The sequence below is a fragment of the Actinomadura meridiana genome, from assembly GCF_039537545.1.
Classification (GTDB): Bacteria; Actinomycetota; Actinomycetes; order Streptosporangiales; family Streptosporangiaceae; genus Spirillospora; species Spirillospora meridiana.
Genome location: NZ_BAABAS010000026.1, coordinates 258556 through 276994, shown reverse-complemented (window position 1 = coordinate 276994; position 18439 = coordinate 258556). Strand labels below are relative to the sequence as shown.

Genomic DNA, 18439 nt, shown 5'->3' with positions numbered 1-18439 from the left:
CCACCGCGAGACGGGCGGGAGTCTCGCGGTCGGCTCTCAGACGGTCGGCTCTCAGACGGTCGTTCTCAGGCGGTCTGCGACTCGGCGGTGTCGCCCGCGGCCGCGGGCGGGGTGCCGGTCGCCTTGCCCGAGCGGGTGCGGCGCCTGCTCCGGCTGCGCTTGCGCTCGGTCGCGACGGCGTCGACGACGTTGTCGTCCGCCGGGGCGGTCTTCTCGGGTTGCGCGGCGGTCGCCTCCACCGGCTGACCGGCGCGGGTGCGGGTCCGGTTGCGCTTGCGGCGGCGGGGCCGCGGACGCTCCCGGTCGTGCTCCCGGTCACGGCTATGGCCCTGGCCCTGGCTGCGGACCTTGCCGGTCTCGCCGATGTCCTCCAGCTCCTCCGCGTCAAGCCCGGCGCGCCCGTGCCGCTGGTCGACGGGCAGGCGGCCCTTCGTCCCGGCGGGGATGCCGAGCGTCTCGAAGAAGTGCGGGGACGTGGAGTAGGTCTCCTCCGGGTTGGCGAACGGCAGATCGAGCGTGCCGTTGATCAGCTTCCACCGGGTGAGGTCGGACCAGTCGACGAACGTGACGGAGACGCCCTCCTTGCCCGCGCGGCCGGTGCGGCCGATGCGGTGCACATAGGTGTCGGCGCTGTCGGGGCACTCGTAGTTGACGACATGGGTGACGTCGTCGACGTCGAGACCGCGGGCGGCGACATCGGTGGCGACCAGCACACCGATCTTGCCGTTGCGGAACGCGCGCAGCGCCCGCTCCCGCTGGCTCTGCCCGAGGTCGCCGTGCACGGCGGCGGCGTCGAAACCGCGCGTCGCCAGGTCGGCGGCGACCCGGTCGCAGGCCCGCTTCGTCTGGCAGAACACCATGGTCAGGCCGCGGCTCTCCGCCTGGAGCAGGCGGGCGAGCATCTCCGGCTTGTCCATCTGGTGGGCCTGGAAGACGTGCTGGACGACCTGCGGCGTCGCGTCCGACTCGCTGTGCGACTCGGCCCGCACGTTGGTGGGACGGGTCAGGTACCGGCGCGACAGCGCGACGATCTCGCCCGGCATGGTCGCGGAGAACAGCATCGTCTGCCGCTGCGCCGGGATCCGCTCGACGATCCGCTCGATGTCGGGCAGGAACCCGAGGTCGAGCATGCGGTCGGCCTCGTCCAGCACCAGGATCTCGACCTCGGACAGGTCGAGGTGCTTCTGCTTGACCAGGTCGAGCAGCCGCCCCGGCGTGCCGACGACGACCTCGACGCCGCCGCGCAGCGCGTTGATCTGCGGCTCGTAGGCGCGGCCGCCGTACACCGACAGCACGCGCGTGCCGAGCTTGCCGCCCGCCACGAGCAGGTCGTCGGTGACCTGGAGGGCCAGTTCACGGGTCGGCGCGACGACGAGCGCGCGAGGCGCGCGGCCGCCGTGCTCGATGCGCTGGAGCAGCGCGGCGCCGAACGCGAGGGTCTTGCCGGTGCCCGTACGGGCCTGGCCGATGATGTCGTGGCCGCCCAGCGCGATCGGCAGGGCGAGCTCTTGGATGGGGAACGCTTCGACGATGCCCTCTGCTGCGAGGGCATCTGCTATCTCGGGGACGACCCCGAGTTCACGAAAGGTAGTCAGGGCTTTCAGCCTCCAATATGCGGGGTCTCCGCTCCCGGGTGCGCCGCGGCCCGGCGAAGGGCGCCCAGCGCACGGTTTCAGCCGTACGGGCGTGCCCGCCGATCGTTCCATCGGCCGCGCGCTCGCGCGGGAGGGACCAGCCGTTGCTCAAAATCTCTCGGCGACCGCAGTCAGGGGTTGAAAGCAGTCACTCACAGTGGCTGCGTGCGGTCACACTCCGCGACGCAGTGTACCGACCGTTGATTGCATACACCAATAGCCGATCACTGGAGTCAACGTTCGTCTGGTTCGTTCTATTCCGAACCTTGCCCGCCAGCACGTACTGGCGGGGCGGTATCCGCGCGGGGCACCGGTCGGGGCAGTGTCAGGGTGGGGGACGCGGCGGCCACATCCGGACAGTCCTGTCGTCCCCGATGGGAAGGCCCCCGCGTGGTGCGGGGGCCTTCCCTCTCCGGAGATTGCGCAGGCTCCGGGGGCTTGGGGGTAATTCGCACCCTATGCCAGAAGACGCCTGATGTCAGACGATGTGTCAGATGTTGTTCTTTCAAGGGTGTGCATCGGGTGGTGTGCCTCAGAAACTCCTGCGACGGCGGCGCCAGCGGCCGTGGCCTCCGGTGTTGGCGGAGGTGAGTGCGGCGACGCCGAGCGCGGCGATCAGCACCGCGAACACGAAGGCGATGAGGGTGCCCGCGCCGAGCGCGTCCGCGATGACGCCGCCGCCGATGGACCCGCCGACCCCGACGAGCACCGTGAGCAGGACGCCGATCGGGTTGCGTCCGGGGACGAGCAGCCGTGCCAGGGCTCCGATGATGGCACCGACGACGATGAACCAGAGGATCGTCGTGAGCATGTCGATCATCCATTCTTCTTCCGTTGGGCGCGCGGCCCATGGTCGAAGATCGTTGTGCCCCCCGTGCCAGAAACAAACAAAGCGCAGGTCAAGCGGTGGTCGAGAACGATCGGCGCAGGGTACGACGGGTCAGGAGCGGCCGGTCGGGTACGGCGGGTCGGGGGAAACGTCGGGTCGCGAACGGCGGGTCAGGAGCCGAAGCCGACGCTGCGCTGCTCGTCCTCGGAGATCTCCAGGTAGCCGACGTGCTCGGCGGGGATGACGACCCGTCCGGAGCGGCGGTCCTGGAGGACGAACACCCCGCGCGGCCCGGCGAGCGCGTCCGCCAGCGCGGCCTGCACCTCGTCGGCCGTCTGCCGGGTGTCGACCACGAGTTCCTTCGCGATGTTCCGCACGCCGATGTGAACCTGCACGCTGTGCTCCCGTCGTCGCGGCGGTCCGCCGACCGTCGGCGGGCCCCTGCTGATCGTCGCACGCGGACCGCCCCGCGCGCCGCCGGGCCCGCCTAGAGCGGGTCGCCCGTGCGGGGGAAGCCGGAGATGCCGCGCCAGGCCAGCCGGGCGATGATCTTCTCGGCGGTGTCCTTGGGGATGGCGCGGTGCTGGGACAGCCAGTAGCGGGCGCTGACCTCGGCCATGCCGACCAGGCCCATGCCGAGTAGGTGCGCCTCGTCGCTCGGGGCGTCGGTGTCCTCGGCGATGACCTGGGCGATCATCTCGGCGCACTGCTGGTTGGCGCGGTCGACGCGGGCCCGGACGGGCGCCACGTTGCGCAGGTCGGACTCGAACACCAGCCGGTACGCCTCGCCCTCGCCCGCCACGAAGTCGTAGAAGGCGCGGATGCTCGCCTGCACCCGGAGCTTGTTGTCCGTGGTGGACGCGAGCGCCTCCCGGACGATCTTCACCAGGGCCTCGGCGTGCTCGTCCAGCAGCGCCAGATACAGCTCGAGCTTGCCCGGGAAGTGCTGATAGAGCACGGGTTTGCTGACACCGGCGCGTTCGGCGATCTCGTCCATCGCGGCGGCGTGGTACCCCTGCGCGACGAACACCTCCTGGGCAGCGCCGAGCAGTTGCCTGCGGCGCGCCAGCCGCGGCAGCCTCGTGCCGCGTGGGCGTGCGTCCGGGGTCGCGGTCACCGCACTCTCCGTTCAGCCATCGGCGCGGCGGTGCGGGTCGTTCCGCCGCGCGGGGACAGTCCCCTCATCCTACGCGCGAGTAACTCCGTTGGTCACGGAACGGTGGCCGCGGGCGTTCTTTCGCGCAGGTCAGTGTATTTCCGGCGGGGCCGCCGAACGGGTCGGTTCCGATCTTCGGTGGACGTCCCGTCAGCGGTAGTCGTCCTCGTCGAGCCGGACCTCGCGGCGCTGCTCGGCCACGTCCGCCTCGTCGGCGTCGTCGGGGAGCCGTCCGGACGACTCCGGCGGCTCCTCCTCGATCGCGGCGCGCTGTTCGGCGGCGTCGGCCTCGTTCGCCTCCTCGTCCCGCTCCGGCGGTTCACGGTCGTCGGTCTCGGTCATCACGATCCTCCTCAGGCGCCCGCGTCTCGTACCCGGCGGCGCGCGGGTCTATGCCGGGAGCTCGTGGCCCTCCTTGAGGAGAGGTTCGAGGAGGTCGCCGTGCTCGTCGACGCGGTCCAGGAGTTCGGCGGGCGTGAAGGTCAGGTCGGCGGCGTCCTCGCAGGACCCGAGCTCGTCCCAGGTGACGGGCGTCGAGACCGACGGGCGGTTGGCCGCGCGCAGCGAGTAGGGGGCGACGGTCGTCTTGGCCGGGTTGTTCTGGCTCCAGTCGACGAAGACCTTGCCCTTGCGCAGCCGTTTGTCCATCTTCGCCACGACGAGACGGGGATGCTCCTCCGCGAGGCGTTGCGCGGCGGCCATGGCGTACTCGGACGTCCGCTCCGCCTGCGTCGGCTCCTTGATCGGCACGTACAGGTGCAGGCCCTTCTTGCCGCTCGTCTTCGGGTACGTCTCCAGGCCGTCCTCGGCGAGCAGGTCGCGCAGCAGGTGCGCCACCTCGCACGCCTCTGTGATCGTCGCCGGGGCGCCCGGGTCGAGGTCGAAGACGATCAGGTCGGGTGCGTGCACCTTGCCGCGCGGCCCGACCTTCCACTGCGGGACGTGCAGTTCCAGCGCCGCGAGGTTGGCGCACCACACGAGCGTCGGCAGATCGTCGACGACGACGAAGTCGAGCGTGTCGCGCCCCGTGGAGCTGCCGGGCGTCGGAATCGTCGCGGTCCGCACCCAACCCGGCGTATGGGACGGCGCGTTCTTCTCGAAGAACTTGGCCCCGTCCACGCTGTCCGGCCACCGAATGCGCGTCGCCGCCCGATCCTTCAGATGCGGCAGCATCACCGCCGCGACCCGCGCGTAGTAGTCGATCACCTCACCCTTGGTGAACTCCGGATACATGTTCTTGTCGAGGTTCGACAACGACAACCGCCGCCCCTCAACCTCCACATTCGTCCGTCCGCTGCTCATCGGGCCCTACCCTCCTGGGGGGCGACCCCCAGACCCCCGGAGGGGAGACCCGAAGATCCTCGCTTCGCTGCGGTCATCGGACTCTGCCTTTCTGGGGGGCGACCCCCAGACCCCCGGAGGGGAGACCCGAAGATCCTCGCTTCGCTGCGGTCATCGGGTCTCCTCACTCGTGACCTCCAAGGGGTCTTTGTCGTCGCGGAGGCCGCGCCAGGACGGGAAGCGTAGGCGGCCGTCTCTGGTGCGGGCGCTGTAGGCGACCTCGCCGACGAGGTGGGGCTCGACCCACTGGGCGTCTCGGGCGAACTCGCGTGGGACGGGCTCGTCGTACGGGCTGGTGGGGCGGCGCAGTGGCCAGAGCGTTCCGTACAGCTCGTCCAGGGCGCGGTCGCTGAAACCCGTGCCGACGTGCCCGACGAAGCCCAGCAGCCCCTTGACGTCGTACTCGCCGAGGAGCAGGGAGCCCACGCCGCCTTCGCGTCGCCCTTTGCCGGGTTTCCAGCCGCAGATGATGACCTCGCGTGTCATGAAGTTCTTCACCTTGCGCCAGAAGTCGACGCGGCGCCCGGGCCGGTACGGGGAGTCGAGACGTTTGGCCAGAAGTCCTTCTAGATGCTGTTCCCGGGTGAAGGCCAGTAGCTCGTTCACCTGGGCGGTGTCGCTGCCGTCCAGGTAGGGGGGCACCTCCACGGGGCCGGTTCCCGCGACGTCCAGTTCGGCGAGGAGGGTGCGGCGTTCCGCGTAGGGCATGTCGTACAGGAGGTGCCCGTCCAGGTACAGGACGTCGAACACGACGTACCGGACGGGGACCTCGCGGATCAGTCTGGGGTCGGGATGGGTCACGTGCATGCGGCGCTGGAGGCGTTCGAAGCTCGGTCGTCCCTCGTCGAAGGCGACGGCCTCGCCGTCCAGGATCACGTCGTGGTGGGGGAGGAGGTCGGTCAGGGCGGACAGCTCCGGGTAGCGTCCGGCGACGTCGCCGCCGCGCCGTCCGCACGCCCGGACACCGTCGGCGGAGACATGGGACAGGACGCGGACCCCGTCCCACTTCAGCTCCAGACCCCATCGCCCACCGTCGGAGGGGAGGTCCCCGGTGGCGGCCATCATCGGCTCAACGGGCCACGGCATGGTCATACCGCCGTCCTACCCGATACCGCCGCGAGGCAAAGGATCAAGGGGGCGTTGTAGCGCGATTCGAGCAACATTGCGAGGCTAGGGGCGGGAACGCGCTGGGTAGGGACTGGTCATGCGCAGTATCTGGAAGGGCGCCATCTCGTTCGGGCTGGTGACGATACCGGTGAAGCTGTACTCGGCGACCGAGCAGAGGGACGTCAGCTTCCACCAGGTCCACCGCGAGGACGGCGCGCGCGTCAAGTACAAGCGCGTGTGCACGGCCGACGGCGAGGAGGTGGCCTACGCCGACATCGCGAAGGGGTACGAGCTGCCGAGCGGCGAGATGGTCGTGCTCACCGACGAGGACTTCGCCGAGCTGCCGCTGTCGTCCAGCCGCCGGATCGACGTGCTCCAGTTCGTGGAACGCGAGGAGGTCGACCCGATCTACTTCGCCAAGTCGTACTACCTGGAGCCCGACGCGCAGGGCGCCAAGCCCTACGTGCTGCTGCGGGACGCGCTGGAGAGCTCCGGCCAGGTCGCCATCGTCAAGATCGCGATCCGGCAGCGGGAGTCGCTGGCGACGCTGCGGGTCCGCGACGGCGTGTTCGTCCTGGAGACGATGCTGTGGCCGGACGAGGTCCGCGCGCCCGACTTCCCGTTCCTGGACGAGGACATCGAGGTCCGCAAGCAGGAGCTGTCGATGGCGACCTCGCTGATCGAGTCGATGGAGGGTGAGTTCGACCCGGGCGAGTACAAGGACGCCTACCGCGAGGCGCTCCAGGCGGTGATCGACGCCAAGGTGGAGGGCCGGGAGGTCGCGCGGCCCGCCGAGGAGGCCGAGCGGGAACCCGCGGCCGACCTGCTGAGCGCGCTGCGCGCCAGCGTCGAGGCGGCCAAGAAGAGCCGCGGCGAGAAGGAGGGCGCCAAGAAGCCCGCGGCGCGCAAGACGCCGTCCTCGAAGTCCGGGACGAAGACCGGGGCGAAGAAGGAACCGGCGAAGGGCCGCGGCCGCAAGTCGGCCTGACCCGCCACAGGTCGGCTTGCGGCCGCGAGCCGGCGTGATCCGCCGGAGCCCGGCTTTGACGCGCGGGCTAGAACGGGACGGTCGTACAGACGTTGCGGGCGCCCGCGCTGCCGTCGTCGTGGTTGGTGGGCAGGGCGTGGATCATCACCGAACCGGCCGCCTTCGCGGCGACCTTCCACGGCACGGCGGTGCCGGAGCGGGCGTGGCCGTCCTTCCCGACCATGATGTCGAGCCAGATCTCCTTGTCGTGCATCGGCGCGTCGGGCGCGGCGTTCGGGTCCTGGTAGTGGGGCCCGGCGTCCTCGCCCTTCTCTCCACACGGGTTCACGTGCACGTGGACGCCGTACGTCTTGCCCGCCGATTCGGCCGGGAAGCCCGTCGCGTCCAGGATCACGCTCGTGGTGTCGCCCGTGCGGACGACGGTGATCTGGGTCTTGACGTCCTTGTACGTCTGGTCGTAGACGTTCGTGGGCCCTTCGACCTTCAGCTCGTCCGGCATGGGCAGCGCCAGGGCCGGTGCCGACAGGGTGATCAGCGCGGCGCCTGCCGCCGCCAGCGGGAGTGCGGCGCGGACGGTTGGTCGCATGACGGATCCTCTCCGTTACGTGCGTTGTCGGCGGGAGCCACCTGCGGACCGGCGCCCGCCTTCGATGGCTCACGATCATGCCGACCGGGTGGCGAATGTCACCCCGTCCGTCTGTGGGAGCGCGTGTCCGTGCGCCGAGCGGTTCAGCGACCGCGATGGGCGGCGAGTTCGCGGCCGAGCGACGCCGCGACGGCCGCGGGGTCGGCGCAGGAGGCGATCCGCTCGCCCCAGGCGTAGAAGTAGGACCAGCCGCCGTCGGGCGTCTCGCGCGCCGCGATGAGGCTCTCGGTCACGGCCGGGGTCCGCGGGTCGGCGACGAGCGCGGACGGACGGCGGTCGTGCGGGGCGGCGACCTCGACCGTCCAGCCGCGGGAGCGCAGCTCGGCGGTGAGGCGCTCCAGATGCCCGAGCGCCTCCTCCCCTTCGGTGATCACCTGCGTGGACATGCTTCCTCCAAGGACTGCCGAACGGAACGCGCGCGAAGAAACGGGCGCTGCGGGGGGTGGAATGCAGATCAGTGTCCTGGGAGGTGAAGTAGATCACAAGCGGTTTGCGCGCATCGGTGGCCGGCGTGTCACGTACCGGCCACCGATGCGCGCGGAAGGCCCCGGAGGGTCAGTGGACGGACTCCAGCGGCGGCCGCTGCGGCGCCTCGGGGGCGTCGCCCTCACGGATGCCGAACCGGCCGTAGAGCCTGGCGAGCGGTCCCGGCGCCCACCAGTTGGCGCGGCCCAGCAGCCGCATCGTCGCGGGCACCAGCAGGGCCCGGACGATGGTCGCGTCCAGCAGGATCGCGATGGCCATCCCGACACCGGTCATCTTGATGAAGGTGACGCCGGAGGTGGAGAACGCGCCGATCACGACGATGAACAGCAGCGCGGCGCTGGTGATGATGGCGCCGGTGCGCCGCACGCCGGAGGCGACGGCGGCGGTGTTGTCGCCGGTCCTGTCGTACTGCTCGCGAATCCGCGACAGCAGGAACACCTCGTAGTCCATCGAGATCCCGAACAGCATGGCCAGCATCAGGATCGGCATGGACGGGTCGAGCGCGCCGGTCGCGGTGAACCCGAGCGGCCCGGACAGGTGGCCGTCCTGGAAGATCAGCACCACCGCCCCGAACGTCGCCGACAGCGACAGCATGTTCATCACGATCGCCTTCAGCGGCAGCAGGATCGACCCGAACGCGAGGAACAGCAGGACGAACGTCGCGCCGCCGACGAACAGGGCGAGCCAGGGCAGCTTCGCGCCGATGCTGTCGAGCTGGTCGACGATCTCGGCCGTGCTGCCGCCGACGTCGGCCTGCGCACCGGGTGGCGCCGGGACGTCCCGGACCTCCTTGACCAGGGTGCGGGCCGTGTCGGAGTTCGGGTCGGCGTCGTAGCTCAGCGCGATCCGGGTCGTGCCGCCGTTGCTGCCGGTGACCGTGGCGGACGTGATTCCCGGCACCGCGGCCAGGCGGTCCCCGTACGCCTGGACCGCGGCCCGGTCGGACGTTCCCGACACCACCGCCTGGATCGGGCTGGTGGCGTTGCCCGGGAACCGCGTCTCCAGCGCCTCGGCGACGACCCTGGCGTCGGTGCCCTCGGGCAGTGCCTTGGCGTCCGTGCCGCCCCAGTTGATGCTCAGGAACGGGGACCCGAGCGCGAGGAGCAGCGCGACGGTGGCGACGATGTAGATGACCGGACGGCGCATGACGCTGTGCGCGAGCCGTCCCCACCAGGCGTCGAACCGGCTCTCCGTGCCCACGGCCCGGCGGCGGCGCCGGATGGACAGCGCGTTCACCTTCGGGCCGAGGACGGCCAGCAGCGCGGGCAGCACGGTCAGCGCGCCGACCATGCAGACCAGCACGGTCGCGATGCCGCCGTAGCCCATCGAGACGAGGAACTTCTGGTCGAACAGCAGCAGGCCGGACAGCGACACCGCGACCGTGACGCCGGAGATGGCGACGGTCCGTCCGGCCGTGGCCATCGTCGCGGCCAGGGCGTCCTCGCGGGACGCGCCGTCCTTCCGGATCTCGTCGCGGAAACGGGTCACCATGAACAGGCCGTAGTCGATCGCCAGCCCGAGCCCCAGGAACGTCGTGATGTTCACCGCGAAGATCGACACGTCGGTGACATAGGTGAGGGCGTGCAGCGCGGTGAACGAGCCGAGGATCGCGAAGCCGCCGATCAGCAGCGGCAGGCTCGCCGACACCAGCCCGCCGAAGATCAACACCAGCAGCACGAGCAGCGCGGGCATGGCCATGCTCTCGGCGCGGGCGATGTCGGACGAGACCCGGTCGTTGATCGCGACGCCGGTGCCGACCGTCCCGCCGACCTTGGCGGTGAGCCCGCCCCCGACCTCGGTGAGGTCGTCCCTGACGGCGTCGTAGGAGTCCTGGCGGGCCGAGTCGTCGGCGCCCGCGAGCTGGAGGACCGCGTACGTGTCCGTGCGGTCCTTGCTGACGAACTGCGGTGACTTGGTCGTCCAGTAGGTGGCCGCGTGGGCGACCTTGTCCTTGGGCAGGGCGCCCAGCGCCCGCTCGACCGACGTCCGGTAGGCCGGGTCGTCGACGTTCGCGTGACCCTCGTAGAGGATCACGATGTCCGCGGAGTCGCGACCGAGGTCGCGCTCGGCGATCTGCACGGCCCGTGTGCTCTCGCTGCCCGGCGTGTCGAAGCCGCCGGCCGAGGACAGCGCGCCGAAGACGCCCGTGCCCCACACTCCCGCGAAGACCAGCGCCGCGCCCGCGACCGCGAGGACCCATCTGCGGCGCCGATGCACCCAACGCCCCCACCGATCGAACATCGCCCTTCCTCCTGCCTGGTGACTTCCGCTAACAATCGTGAACGCTGTAAACTGCGAACGGTGTTAACTTTGCATACTCCGTTAGCTATCGTCAAGGGTGTTTCTGCGGAATCATGCGGAGGAGCGCGTTCGCGGCGGCGGACACGAAAGGAAGGGGCGGCGTGGCGGAATCACGGCGTGACCGGCTGCGGGCGGCGACGGTCAGGGAGATCTCCGAGACGGCCCGGCGAATCCTCGTCGAGCAGGGGCCCGAGGCGGTGACGCTGCGCGCCATCGCCCGCGAGATGGGCATGACCGCTCCCGCGCTGTACCGGTACTTCGACAGTCACGGGGAGCTGCTGCGCCACATCGTCGGCGACCTGTACACCGAGCTGGTCGGCGAACTGTGGGACGCCATCGAGACGGTCCCGCGCGGCGACATGAGCGGCAAGTTCCTGGCGGCGTCACGCCAGTTCCGCCGCTGGGCCCGCGCCAACAGCCGCGAGTACGGTCTGCTGTTCGGCGCGCCCATGCCCGGCAACAACAGCGAAGATGACCGGCCCGACTTCGCGGCGGAGTGCGCCCGGCGGTTCGGCGGGCTGTTCATGAGCCTGTTCCTGGAGTTGTGGCAGAAGGAGCCGTTCCCCGTCGTGCCCGACGACGAGATCGACCCCGGGCTGCGCGACCAGCTACGCCGCTACCGCGACCAGATCGGCGTGACCCTTCCGCTCGGCGCGATCAGGCAGTTCCTCCAGTGCTGGATCAGGCTCCAGGGCGGCGTCAGCCTCGACGTCTTCGGACATCTCGACTTCGCGCTCGACGACGCCGAGCCCATGTTCGAGCTGATGCTCGCCGAGGTCGGCGCGGTCCTCGGCCTGACCTACACCCCGCCCCCGGACGGCCCGCCCCCGGACGAGGGGCGGCCGGAAGCCGGACGGTGAACACCGCGCCCGCGCCCGGACGGCCCTCGGCGATGATCGTGCCGCCGTGACCGTCCACCACCTCGCGGGCGAGGGCGAGACCGAGACCGGAACCGCCCGTCCCGCTCGCGAACCTGCCGAACAGCCGGTCGGCGTTCCGCGGGTCGAAGCCGTCGCCGTCGTCGCGGACGGCCAGCTCCACCGTCGTCGGCGTCCCCGCCACCGTCACGCGGATCCGGCCGCCCGGGGGAGTGTGGCGCAGCGCGTTGTCGACGAGCGCCGACAGCACCCGCCGCAACGCCGCCTCCGAACCCTGGACGGCGTGACCATCGCCGGGGCGTCCGACGTCGATGGTCACGCCGCGCTCCTTGGCCCGCGCCGACTCGGCCGCCGCCAGCTCCGCCGCCAGCGCACCGAGATCGACCGTGTCGAGCCCGCCCGGGACCCGGCCGAGCCGCGCCGACGCCAGCACGTCCTCGACGATCTCGCCGAGCTGCCGGGTCCCGATGACGAGCCGGTCGACGTCGGCGCCGACGTCCGTCCCGCTCTTCAACCTCCGGGCCGTGAGCTGCGCGCGGGTGTGCAGCCGGGTCAGCGGCGCGCGCAGCTCGTGCCCGACGTCCGCCGCGAACCGCCGCCGCCGCGCGAGGGCCTCGTCCAGCGGCGCCAGCGCCCGATCCGCGATCAGACGCCCCGCCAGCAACGCGACCGGCACCCCCGCGACCTGCGCCGCGACGACCCGCCGCCCCAACCTCCGCCGCTCGCCCACGCCCAGCCCACCCGCCGCCACCCGGTAGACGGCCGCCCCGAGAGCCCCGGCCAAGCCAACAGAGACTCCCGCGACCTGAACGCCGACCCGCCACCGCGCGCGGGCGAGCAACCGCTGGTCCGGGTCGACGGCCTGTTCTCCGTTCACAGTTCTCCCAGACGGTAGCCCACGCCGCGGACGGTGCGGACGACGTCCGCGCCGAGCTTGTTGCGCAGGTAGTAGACGTAGGTGTCGACGATCGACTCCGTCCGGGCCTCGTCGAACACCCGTTGCCGCAGCGAGGCGCGCGTGTGCACCTGTGCCGGACGGGTCGCGAGCGCCATCAGGAGCCGTGCCTCCCGGCCGGACAGGGTGACGTGCTCGCCGGTCGGGAGGCTGACGAGCCGTGAGCGCGGATCGAGGCGGCCCGCGCCGAGCGGCAGCTCCTGGGCGCGGTCGAGATGGCGGCGCAGCAGGGCCCGCACCCGGGCGAGCAGCTCGTCGATCTCGAACGGCTTGACGAGGTAGTCCTCGGCGCCCGCGTCCAGCCCGGCCACCCGGTCGGCGAGGGAGCCGAACGCGGTCAGCACCAGCGCGGGCGCCGTGACGCCCCGGCCGCGCAGCTGCCGGAGCAACTCGACACCGTCGAGCACGGGCAGGCCGCGGTCGATGATCAGTGCGTCGTAGCCCCGGCTGAGCCCGAGATGCAGGCCCCGCTGGCCTTCGCCCGCGAGGTCGACCGCGTAGCCCTGCTCGGCGAACAGTCCGCCGAGCATCCGGGCGAGCTCGCGGTCGTCCTCGACGATCAACAGCCGGCGTGGCGGGTCGCCGGGGCCCGTTGGATCGGCCACAGCCCCACGCTCCCACCGGCTTTCGCGGACCACCATAGGGCCGGTCAGTAGTGGACAACTTTCTTTAAATTTGAACCGAAGGGGTGCCTGAGCCGTCTTGGGCCCAGCACCCCTCCGGTCCGCGCGGGGGGTCAGGCGGCTTCCACGAGGGGCTCCGACTCGTCCGGGGCACGGGCCGCGCGCTCCAGCCGCTCCGGCAGCGCCAGCCGGTAGAGCGGGACGGCCGCCGCGGTGGTGAGGACGGCGACGAGCACCAGCATCGCGAACAGCTCCCGGGTGATCATGCCCTGGGCCAGCCCGATGTTGATGAAGATCAGGATCATCAGGCCGCGGGCGTTCATCAGCCCGCCGACCGCGTAGGCGTCCCGCCAGCCGAAGCCGAGGCCGCGCATCGCGAACGCGCAGCCGAAGTACTTCCCGCAGAACCCGGCCGCCATGATCGCGGCGAACGCGAGCAGCATCGTGGCGCCGGTGATGCCGCCGAGCTCGGTGTTCAGGCCCGAGAAGGCGAAGAACACCGGCAGCAGCAGTGTCGAGACGACGCCCATCATCCGCGAGTGCAGGGCCTCCCGGAACGCCGCGTCGCGGGGCATGGCGAACCCGGCGATGAACCCGCCGAACACCGAGTACACGCCGATCCAGTCGGTGATCCAGCCGGACGCGAGCGCCACGAGGATGACGAGGTACAGGGCGTTCGGGCCGAGTTTGCCCGTGCGGGCGACCTCCCGGCCCAGTGGGCGCAGGAAGCGGGAGACGACCACCAGCATGACCGCCGCGAACAGCGCTGCGAGCGCGATGGTGCGCAGCGCCCCGCCCGGGCCCGTGCCGAGGTGCCACGCCGACAGGATCGCGAGCAGGCACCAGGCCGCCGCGTCGTCGACGGACGCCGCCAGCAGCGACAGCCGTCCGAGCGGCGCGTTCTCCAGCCCCCGCTCGTACAGGATCCGCGCCAGCATCGGGAACGCGGTCAGCGACAGCGCGCCGCCGAGGAACAGCGCGAACTCCCACCGTCCGACGTCGTCGCGGGACAGGGTGCCCCACAGCAGGGCGCCGGTGACGAAGCCGAGGGCGATCGCGGGCCCGATCCCCGACACCGCGAGCAGCCCCGCCCGCCTGCCCTCGCCGGGCACCTTCGAGCCGTGGTCGATGCCCGCGCCGACGAGGAACATGTAGAGGGTCAGGCCGATGTTGCTGAGGATGTACAGGACGGGGACGACCTCGTCGGGGAACACCTTCGCCTGCGCGTCCGGCCACACCTGACCGAACAGTGTCGGGCCGAGCAGGACGCCCGCGACCATCTCGCCGAGCACGCGCGGCTGTCCCACCGTCCGCGCGAGGCGGCCGCACACCGCGGCGGCGATCAGGATCACGACCAGGGCGGGCAGGACCTTCAGGGTCAGTTCGAGGTTGGGATCCTCAGCGGGAGCTGCCAGTGGAAGCATGGGGGTTCTCCAGTCGCGCGAAGTGGTGTTCGCAGAGCCGCTGCCTGCGGGCGTCCCAGACCATGTAGGTGCCGAGAACGAGCTGGACGAGGCTGCGCCAGACGTCCTCGACCCGGTCACGCGCTCGCAGGAACAGCAGCCGGGCCCGTACCTTTCGCCGCGGCCCGCGCGTCCCGCCGGGGTGGCGCGGGACGAGCAGGCAGGGCCCCCGGTTCGGCATCGACCTGGTGTGCGACGCGGACGTGGCCAGCGCGTACCGGCGCAGCACCTCCCGCGCCGCGACCCGCATCGTGATCGGCGCGAGCCGCCAGGCGGGGCAGGGCCGATTCTCCGCGATGCCGAACGGGATGTGGTTCAGATCCTTGGCGGCGGGTCCGTCGCGGAACCGGTCCGGTTCGAAGCGGTCAGGGTCGGCGAACCCGGTCCGGTGGAAATCGGGGTAGTTGAAGCACAGCACCGACCCCTCGGGGATCTCCGTCCCGTCGCCGACGGTGATGTCGCCGGTGGTGATGCGGTGCGCGACGCCGAACAGCGGGTAGAGCCGCATCGTCTCCTGCATCACCCGGTCGAAGGCGCGGTCGTCGTCCGCGATGGCGGTGGCCGCCGCGTCCGGGTGCCGGGCGAGGACCATCAGCAGGTGCCCCATGGCCTCCGACATCTGCACGACCGCCGTGTTGAAGAACGTTCCTTGCAGGTAGAACGCGCGTTCCTCGTCGGTCAGCCCGGTGGGCAGCGGATGCTGGACGTCGTCCAGCCGTCCCGCGAGGTAGCGGGTCAGGCGGTGGCGGCGGTCCATGTGGCGCAGGCCGCAGCACTTCAGCGCGGTGACGACGTCGTCGGCGTTCCCGACGATCAGGTCGCGCGCCGCGCGCGGGCACGGCTCGCCGAACACCAGCTCGTAGTACACCTCCGCCCAGATCGGCATCATCAGGTCGCGGAGCCGCACCAACCGGATTCCGTCGCCGCGCCCGACCCGTTCGTCCAGGACGTTGGTGACGCGGCGGCGCGTCAGCTCCTCGGCGTCCACGCGCGGGACGGCGAGGAACCGGCGCGTCGTGCGGGCGACCTCGTCGTACAGCTCGCCCGCCTCCAGGTGCTCCTGGTGGACGTGCGCGCCCGGCGACAGCCAGTACCAGAACAGGTCCGACAGCGCGGCGCCCTTGCTGCGTCCACCCGCCGCCGGGTGCGCGTAGACCTCCCGGAAGCGCTCGACGCCGATCAGGTCGCCGGGGACGGCGATGCCCTCGTCCCCGTTGATCCGCGCGAACAGTCGTCCGCGCAGCGCCACGATCCGGCCGGGCAGCCACCACGGCAGGCTCACCAGCACGGCGAACGCCCCGGCCGCGATGAGCGCGATCAGCATGGCGGCACCCGCCGCACCAGGCCGGGACCGAGGTCGTGGACGGACGCCGCGCCGCACAGCGCCAGCGCCTCCTCGATCTGGGCCCGCAGGAGTTCCAGGACGCGGACGGCTCCCCTCTCGCCGTCCGCGCCCAGGCCCCAGACCACCGGACGTCCGACCGCGACCGCGGCCGCGCCCAGCGCCAGCGCCTTCAGCACGTCGGTGCCGCTGCGGACACCGCCGTCCAGCAGCACCGGCACCGCCCCGGCGACCGCCGCGGCGATCTCCGGCAGGACGTCGACGGTGGCCGGGACCGTGTCGAGCTGGCGCCCCCCGTGGTTGGAGACGATCAGGCCCGACACGCCGAGGTCGAGTGCCGTCCCGGCGTCCTCGGGATGCAGGACGCCCTTCAGCACGACGGGAAGTGAGGTCAGTTCGATGAGGCGGCCGACATGCTCCCAGGAGATCGTGGGGGAGAACTCCAGGGGCCGGACCCGGTCGCCGTCGCGCATGTTCTCGCAGCACAGGCCGTCCGGCAGGTCGTGGAAGCCGTTGCGCTCGTCCCGCAGGCGACTGCCGAGGACGGGCGAGTCGACGGTGACGACCAGCGCCCGGCATCCGGCGGCCTCGGCCCGCCGGACCAGCGTCTTGGTGAACGCCAGGTCCGGCTGGACGTAGAGCTGGAACCACAGCCGGGCCCCGGGCGCGGCGGCGGCGACGTCCTCCAGGGCGACCGTCGACGCCATGCTCAGCATCATGATCGTCTCGGTGGCGGCGGCGGCCCGCGCCGTGGCCCGCTCGCCCTCGGGATCGGCGAGCCGGTGGAACGCGGTCGGCGCCACCAGGACCGGCATGGACGCGCTGCCACCCGGCAGCGTGACGCCCAGTTCCGGTTTGTCCGTGCCGCGCAGGACCCGGGGGAGCAGCGCGAGCCGTCCGAACGCGGCCTCGTTGGCGCGGAGCGTGACCTCCTCGCCCGCGCCGCCCGCGAAGTAGTCGTAGTGCGCCGGGTCGAGGCGTTCCCGGGCCGCCGCCTCGAACTCCCGCACGCTGACCGGTGCGCGCATGGCCGTCACACCGGGCGCATCTGAGAGGGGGCGGCCGCGGTCTGCCGGGCGAAGAACTCCCGCAGCGGCTCGACGTGGACCTCCTCGGACGTCCACTCGTTCTCCAGGTTCTCCGTCACATGGTGGACGGCCGTCACCTCGCCGCCCCGATGGTGCCGGACGATCGGATGCAGGTAATGGCCCTCGTGCGCGCCGCCCGCGTCGTTCTGCCTGATCCGCCGGACGTTCACGTCGAACGGGTCGACCTCGTCGTGGCCCTTCCCGTAGTCGAGCGTGATCGTGAAGTACCCCTCGGGCGCGGTGGGGGAGACGGGCGCCTCCCGCAGGTCGGCCGGGACCTCCTCCAGGTAGCGCAGGCCGCCAGCGCCGTCCGGGACGATCATGTCGGCGAGCGTGCCGAACTGCTGCCACAGCCCCGAACTGCGGTTGACGCGCGCCAGCACCGCGGCGGCCAGTTCCGCCGGGTCGCCGCCGAGCGCCCGGCCCGGCCACTCGCTGCCGTGGTACCGGTGTTCCATGTAGCGGTGCAGCGCCCGCGTCCCGTACCGCAGGCCGTGGATGAAGCCGCTGGTGCCGCGCTTGAAGTCGCGCGACTGCGTGACCGTCCCGGCGAAGAACAGGCCGGGGACGTCGACGGACTCGTAGGCGGGGGTCAGCAGCGGGAACCGGTCGTTGATCGTCAGCGCCGGACGGCAGGACTCGGCGAAGATCGAGGCGTCCAGCCGGAACCCGGTGCAGACGATCACCCGGTCGTAGGGGATGTCCTTGGTGACCTCGTCGGCGCGGGTGAACGCCACGGTGACGAGGTAGCCGCCGTCCGCGCGCCGCTCGATCCGCCTGACCTCGCCGTCCAGGACGGCGTTCTGCGACTTCAGCTGGTAGGTGTCGAGGAAGTTGTTGTTGACGGCGCGCACGTGCCCGACGAAGTGCGTCCGCCACGCGAGCCGCACCGAGTGGGGCCCCGCCACATGGATCACCGCGGCCGACTCGATCAGGTTCTCCGCCGTCTCGAACGCCGAGTTGCCCTTGCCGATGACCAGGACCCGCTTGTTCACGTACTCGGACGGGTCGGTCGGGTGGTCGCCGTACAACTCGGCGGTCTCGATGCCCGGGACCGGTGGGACGTTCGGCAGGCTGAAGCCCGTCGCGATGACCAGCCGTTCCGCCTCGTGGGTCTCGCCGTGGTCGGTGGTGACCCGGAACCGGCCGTCCTCCGTCCGCTCAACGTGGACGGCGCGGGTCCCGTAGGCGACGTTCAGCTCGCAGCGTTCGGCGAAGTCACCGAGGTAGCGGACGAACTCGTCGGCGGGCGGAAAGTACCGGTCGCTGTACCGGGTGAACAGCAACTCCGGGTCGTCGGAGAGCAGGGAGTTCCAGTCCATGCGGAGGTTGAGTTCCGGGTCGTCCGTCCCGGTGTGCTTCTTGTTGTTGGAGATGAGCGTGCGGTGGCGCGGGAACGTCCGGAAGAACGTCCCCGGGCCGGACCCGGCCTCCAGGATCAGATAGTCGCGCCGTGCCTTCTCGAGCAGGTGGCCCAGCTGTAGTCCGGCCGGACCGGCACCGATGATCAGGTAGTCCAGGACCTGGTTCGCCACGACGACCTCCACGACGGCTAGATGGTTGAATCCTCAACACAGTCTTGGCCGCGAATCTCAGAGGTTG

General features: G+C 71.3%; 17 protein-coding genes and 1 pseudogene. 2 read left to right on the top strand and 16 right to left on the bottom strand.

Going from position 1 to position 18439, the window contains the following annotated elements:
* Window positions 1–65 precede the first annotated feature (65 nt).
* The 7 genes from ABD808_RS33165 to ligD (ABD808_RS33135) form a co-directional block, all read right to left on the bottom strand.
* On the bottom strand, window positions 66–1706 hold the full coding sequence (locus tag ABD808_RS33165) for a DEAD/DEAH box helicase (RefSeq protein ID WP_344905543.1): 1641 nt from the start codon (window positions 1704–1706) through the stop codon (window positions 66–68).
* 460 nt (window positions 1707–2166) lie between these two features.
* Window positions 2167–2454 (bottom strand): GlsB/YeaQ/YmgE family stress response membrane protein, encoded by a 288-nt coding sequence (locus ABD808_RS33160; protein WP_344905540.1) that lies wholly within the window; start codon window positions 2452–2454, stop codon window positions 2167–2169.
* 179 nt (window positions 2455–2633) lie between these two features.
* Window positions 2634–2858 carry a DUF3107 domain-containing protein gene (locus ABD808_RS33155; protein ID WP_344905538.1) on the bottom strand — a complete coding sequence of 75 codons (225 nt, stop codon included), beginning with the start codon at window positions 2856–2858 and terminating at the stop codon, window positions 2634–2636.
* A gap of 92 nt (window positions 2859–2950) precedes the next feature.
* Window positions 2951–3580, bottom strand: coding sequence for a TetR/AcrR family transcriptional regulator (locus tag ABD808_RS33150; protein ID WP_344905535.1), 630 nt, complete (start codon window positions 3578–3580; stop codon window positions 2951–2953).
* 189 nt (window positions 3581–3769) lie between these two features.
* On the bottom strand, window positions 3770–3961 hold the full coding sequence (locus ABD808_RS33145; RefSeq protein ID WP_344905532.1) for a hypothetical protein: 192 nt from the start codon (window positions 3959–3961) through the stop codon (window positions 3770–3772).
* 48 nt (window positions 3962–4009) lie between these two features.
* On the bottom strand, window positions 4010–4921 hold the full coding sequence (gene ligD / locus ABD808_RS33140) for a non-homologous end-joining DNA ligase (RefSeq protein ID WP_344905529.1): 912 nt from the start codon (window positions 4919–4921) through the stop codon (window positions 4010–4012).
* A gap of 150 nt (window positions 4922–5071) precedes the next feature.
* Window positions 5072–6052, bottom strand: coding sequence for a non-homologous end-joining DNA ligase (gene ligD / locus ABD808_RS33135; protein WP_344905526.1), 981 nt, complete (start codon window positions 6050–6052; stop codon window positions 5072–5074).
* 112 nt (window positions 6053–6164) lie between these two features.
* On the opposite strand from ligD (ABD808_RS33135), the gene ku reads away from it, so the two are divergent.
* A complete protein-coding gene (gene ku / locus ABD808_RS33130) occupies window positions 6165–7055 on the top strand; it encodes a non-homologous end joining protein Ku (RefSeq protein ID WP_344905523.1) in 891 nt (296 codons plus the stop codon).
* Between the two features lie 67 nt (window positions 7056–7122).
* Here the strand turns inward: ku and ABD808_RS33125 are convergent, their stop codons facing one another.
* The 3 genes from ABD808_RS33125 to ABD808_RS33115 form a co-directional block, all read right to left on the bottom strand.
* Window positions 7123–7641 carry a hypothetical protein gene (locus ABD808_RS33125; protein WP_344905520.1) on the bottom strand — a complete coding sequence of 173 codons (519 nt, stop codon included), beginning with the start codon at window positions 7639–7641 and terminating at the stop codon, window positions 7123–7125.
* A 143-nt stretch (window positions 7642–7784) separates the two neighbouring features.
* Window positions 7785–8087, bottom strand: a complete 303-nt coding sequence (locus ABD808_RS33120; protein WP_344905517.1) for a hypothetical protein — start codon at window positions 8085–8087, stop codon at window positions 7785–7787.
* 169 nt (window positions 8088–8256) lie between these two features.
* Complete coding sequence (locus tag ABD808_RS33115) at window positions 8257–10428, bottom strand: MMPL family transporter (protein ID WP_344905513.1); 2172 nt, start codon at window positions 10426–10428, stop codon at window positions 8257–8259.
* A 161-nt stretch (window positions 10429–10589) separates the two neighbouring features.
* On the opposite strand from ABD808_RS33115, the gene ABD808_RS33110 reads away from it, so the two are divergent.
* Window positions 10590–11348, top strand: a complete 759-nt coding sequence (locus ABD808_RS33110; protein WP_344905510.1) for a TetR/AcrR family transcriptional regulator — start codon at window positions 10590–10592, stop codon at window positions 11346–11348.
* A 37-nt stretch (window positions 11349–11385) separates the two neighbouring features.
* Here ABD808_RS33110 and ABD808_RS33105 read toward each other — a convergent pair.
* From ABD808_RS33105 to ABD808_RS33080, 6 genes and pseudogenes are all read right to left on the bottom strand, one after another.
* Window positions 11386–12042, bottom strand: a pseudogene (locus ABD808_RS33105) (sensor histidine kinase); the annotation flags it as partial.
* 197 nt (window positions 12043–12239) lie between these two features.
* On the bottom strand, window positions 12240–12926 hold the full coding sequence (locus ABD808_RS33100; protein WP_344905507.1) for a response regulator transcription factor: 687 nt from the start codon (window positions 12924–12926) through the stop codon (window positions 12240–12242).
* A 131-nt stretch (window positions 12927–13057) separates the two neighbouring features.
* Window positions 13058–14368, bottom strand: a complete 1311-nt coding sequence (locus ABD808_RS33095) for a cation:proton antiporter (RefSeq protein ID WP_344905504.1) — start codon at window positions 14366–14368, stop codon at window positions 13058–13060.
* Window positions 14343–15731 carry a cytochrome P450 gene (locus ABD808_RS33090; protein ID WP_344905501.1) on the bottom strand — a complete coding sequence of 463 codons (1389 nt, stop codon included), beginning with the start codon at window positions 15729–15731 and terminating at the stop codon, window positions 14343–14345. The genes ABD808_RS33095 and ABD808_RS33090 overlap by 26 nt, the downstream gene beginning before the upstream one ends.
* Window positions 15725–16777, bottom strand: a complete 1053-nt coding sequence (locus ABD808_RS33085; RefSeq protein WP_344905498.1) for an alpha-hydroxy acid oxidase — start codon at window positions 16775–16777, stop codon at window positions 15725–15727. Before ABD808_RS33085 ends, ABD808_RS33090 begins: the two co-directional genes overlap by 7 nt.
* A gap of 5 nt (window positions 16778–16782) precedes the next feature.
* Window positions 16783–18372, bottom strand: a complete 1590-nt coding sequence (locus ABD808_RS33080; RefSeq protein WP_344905495.1) for an NAD(P)-binding domain-containing protein — start codon at window positions 18370–18372, stop codon at window positions 16783–16785.
* Between the last annotated feature and the right edge of the window lie 67 nt (window positions 18373–18439).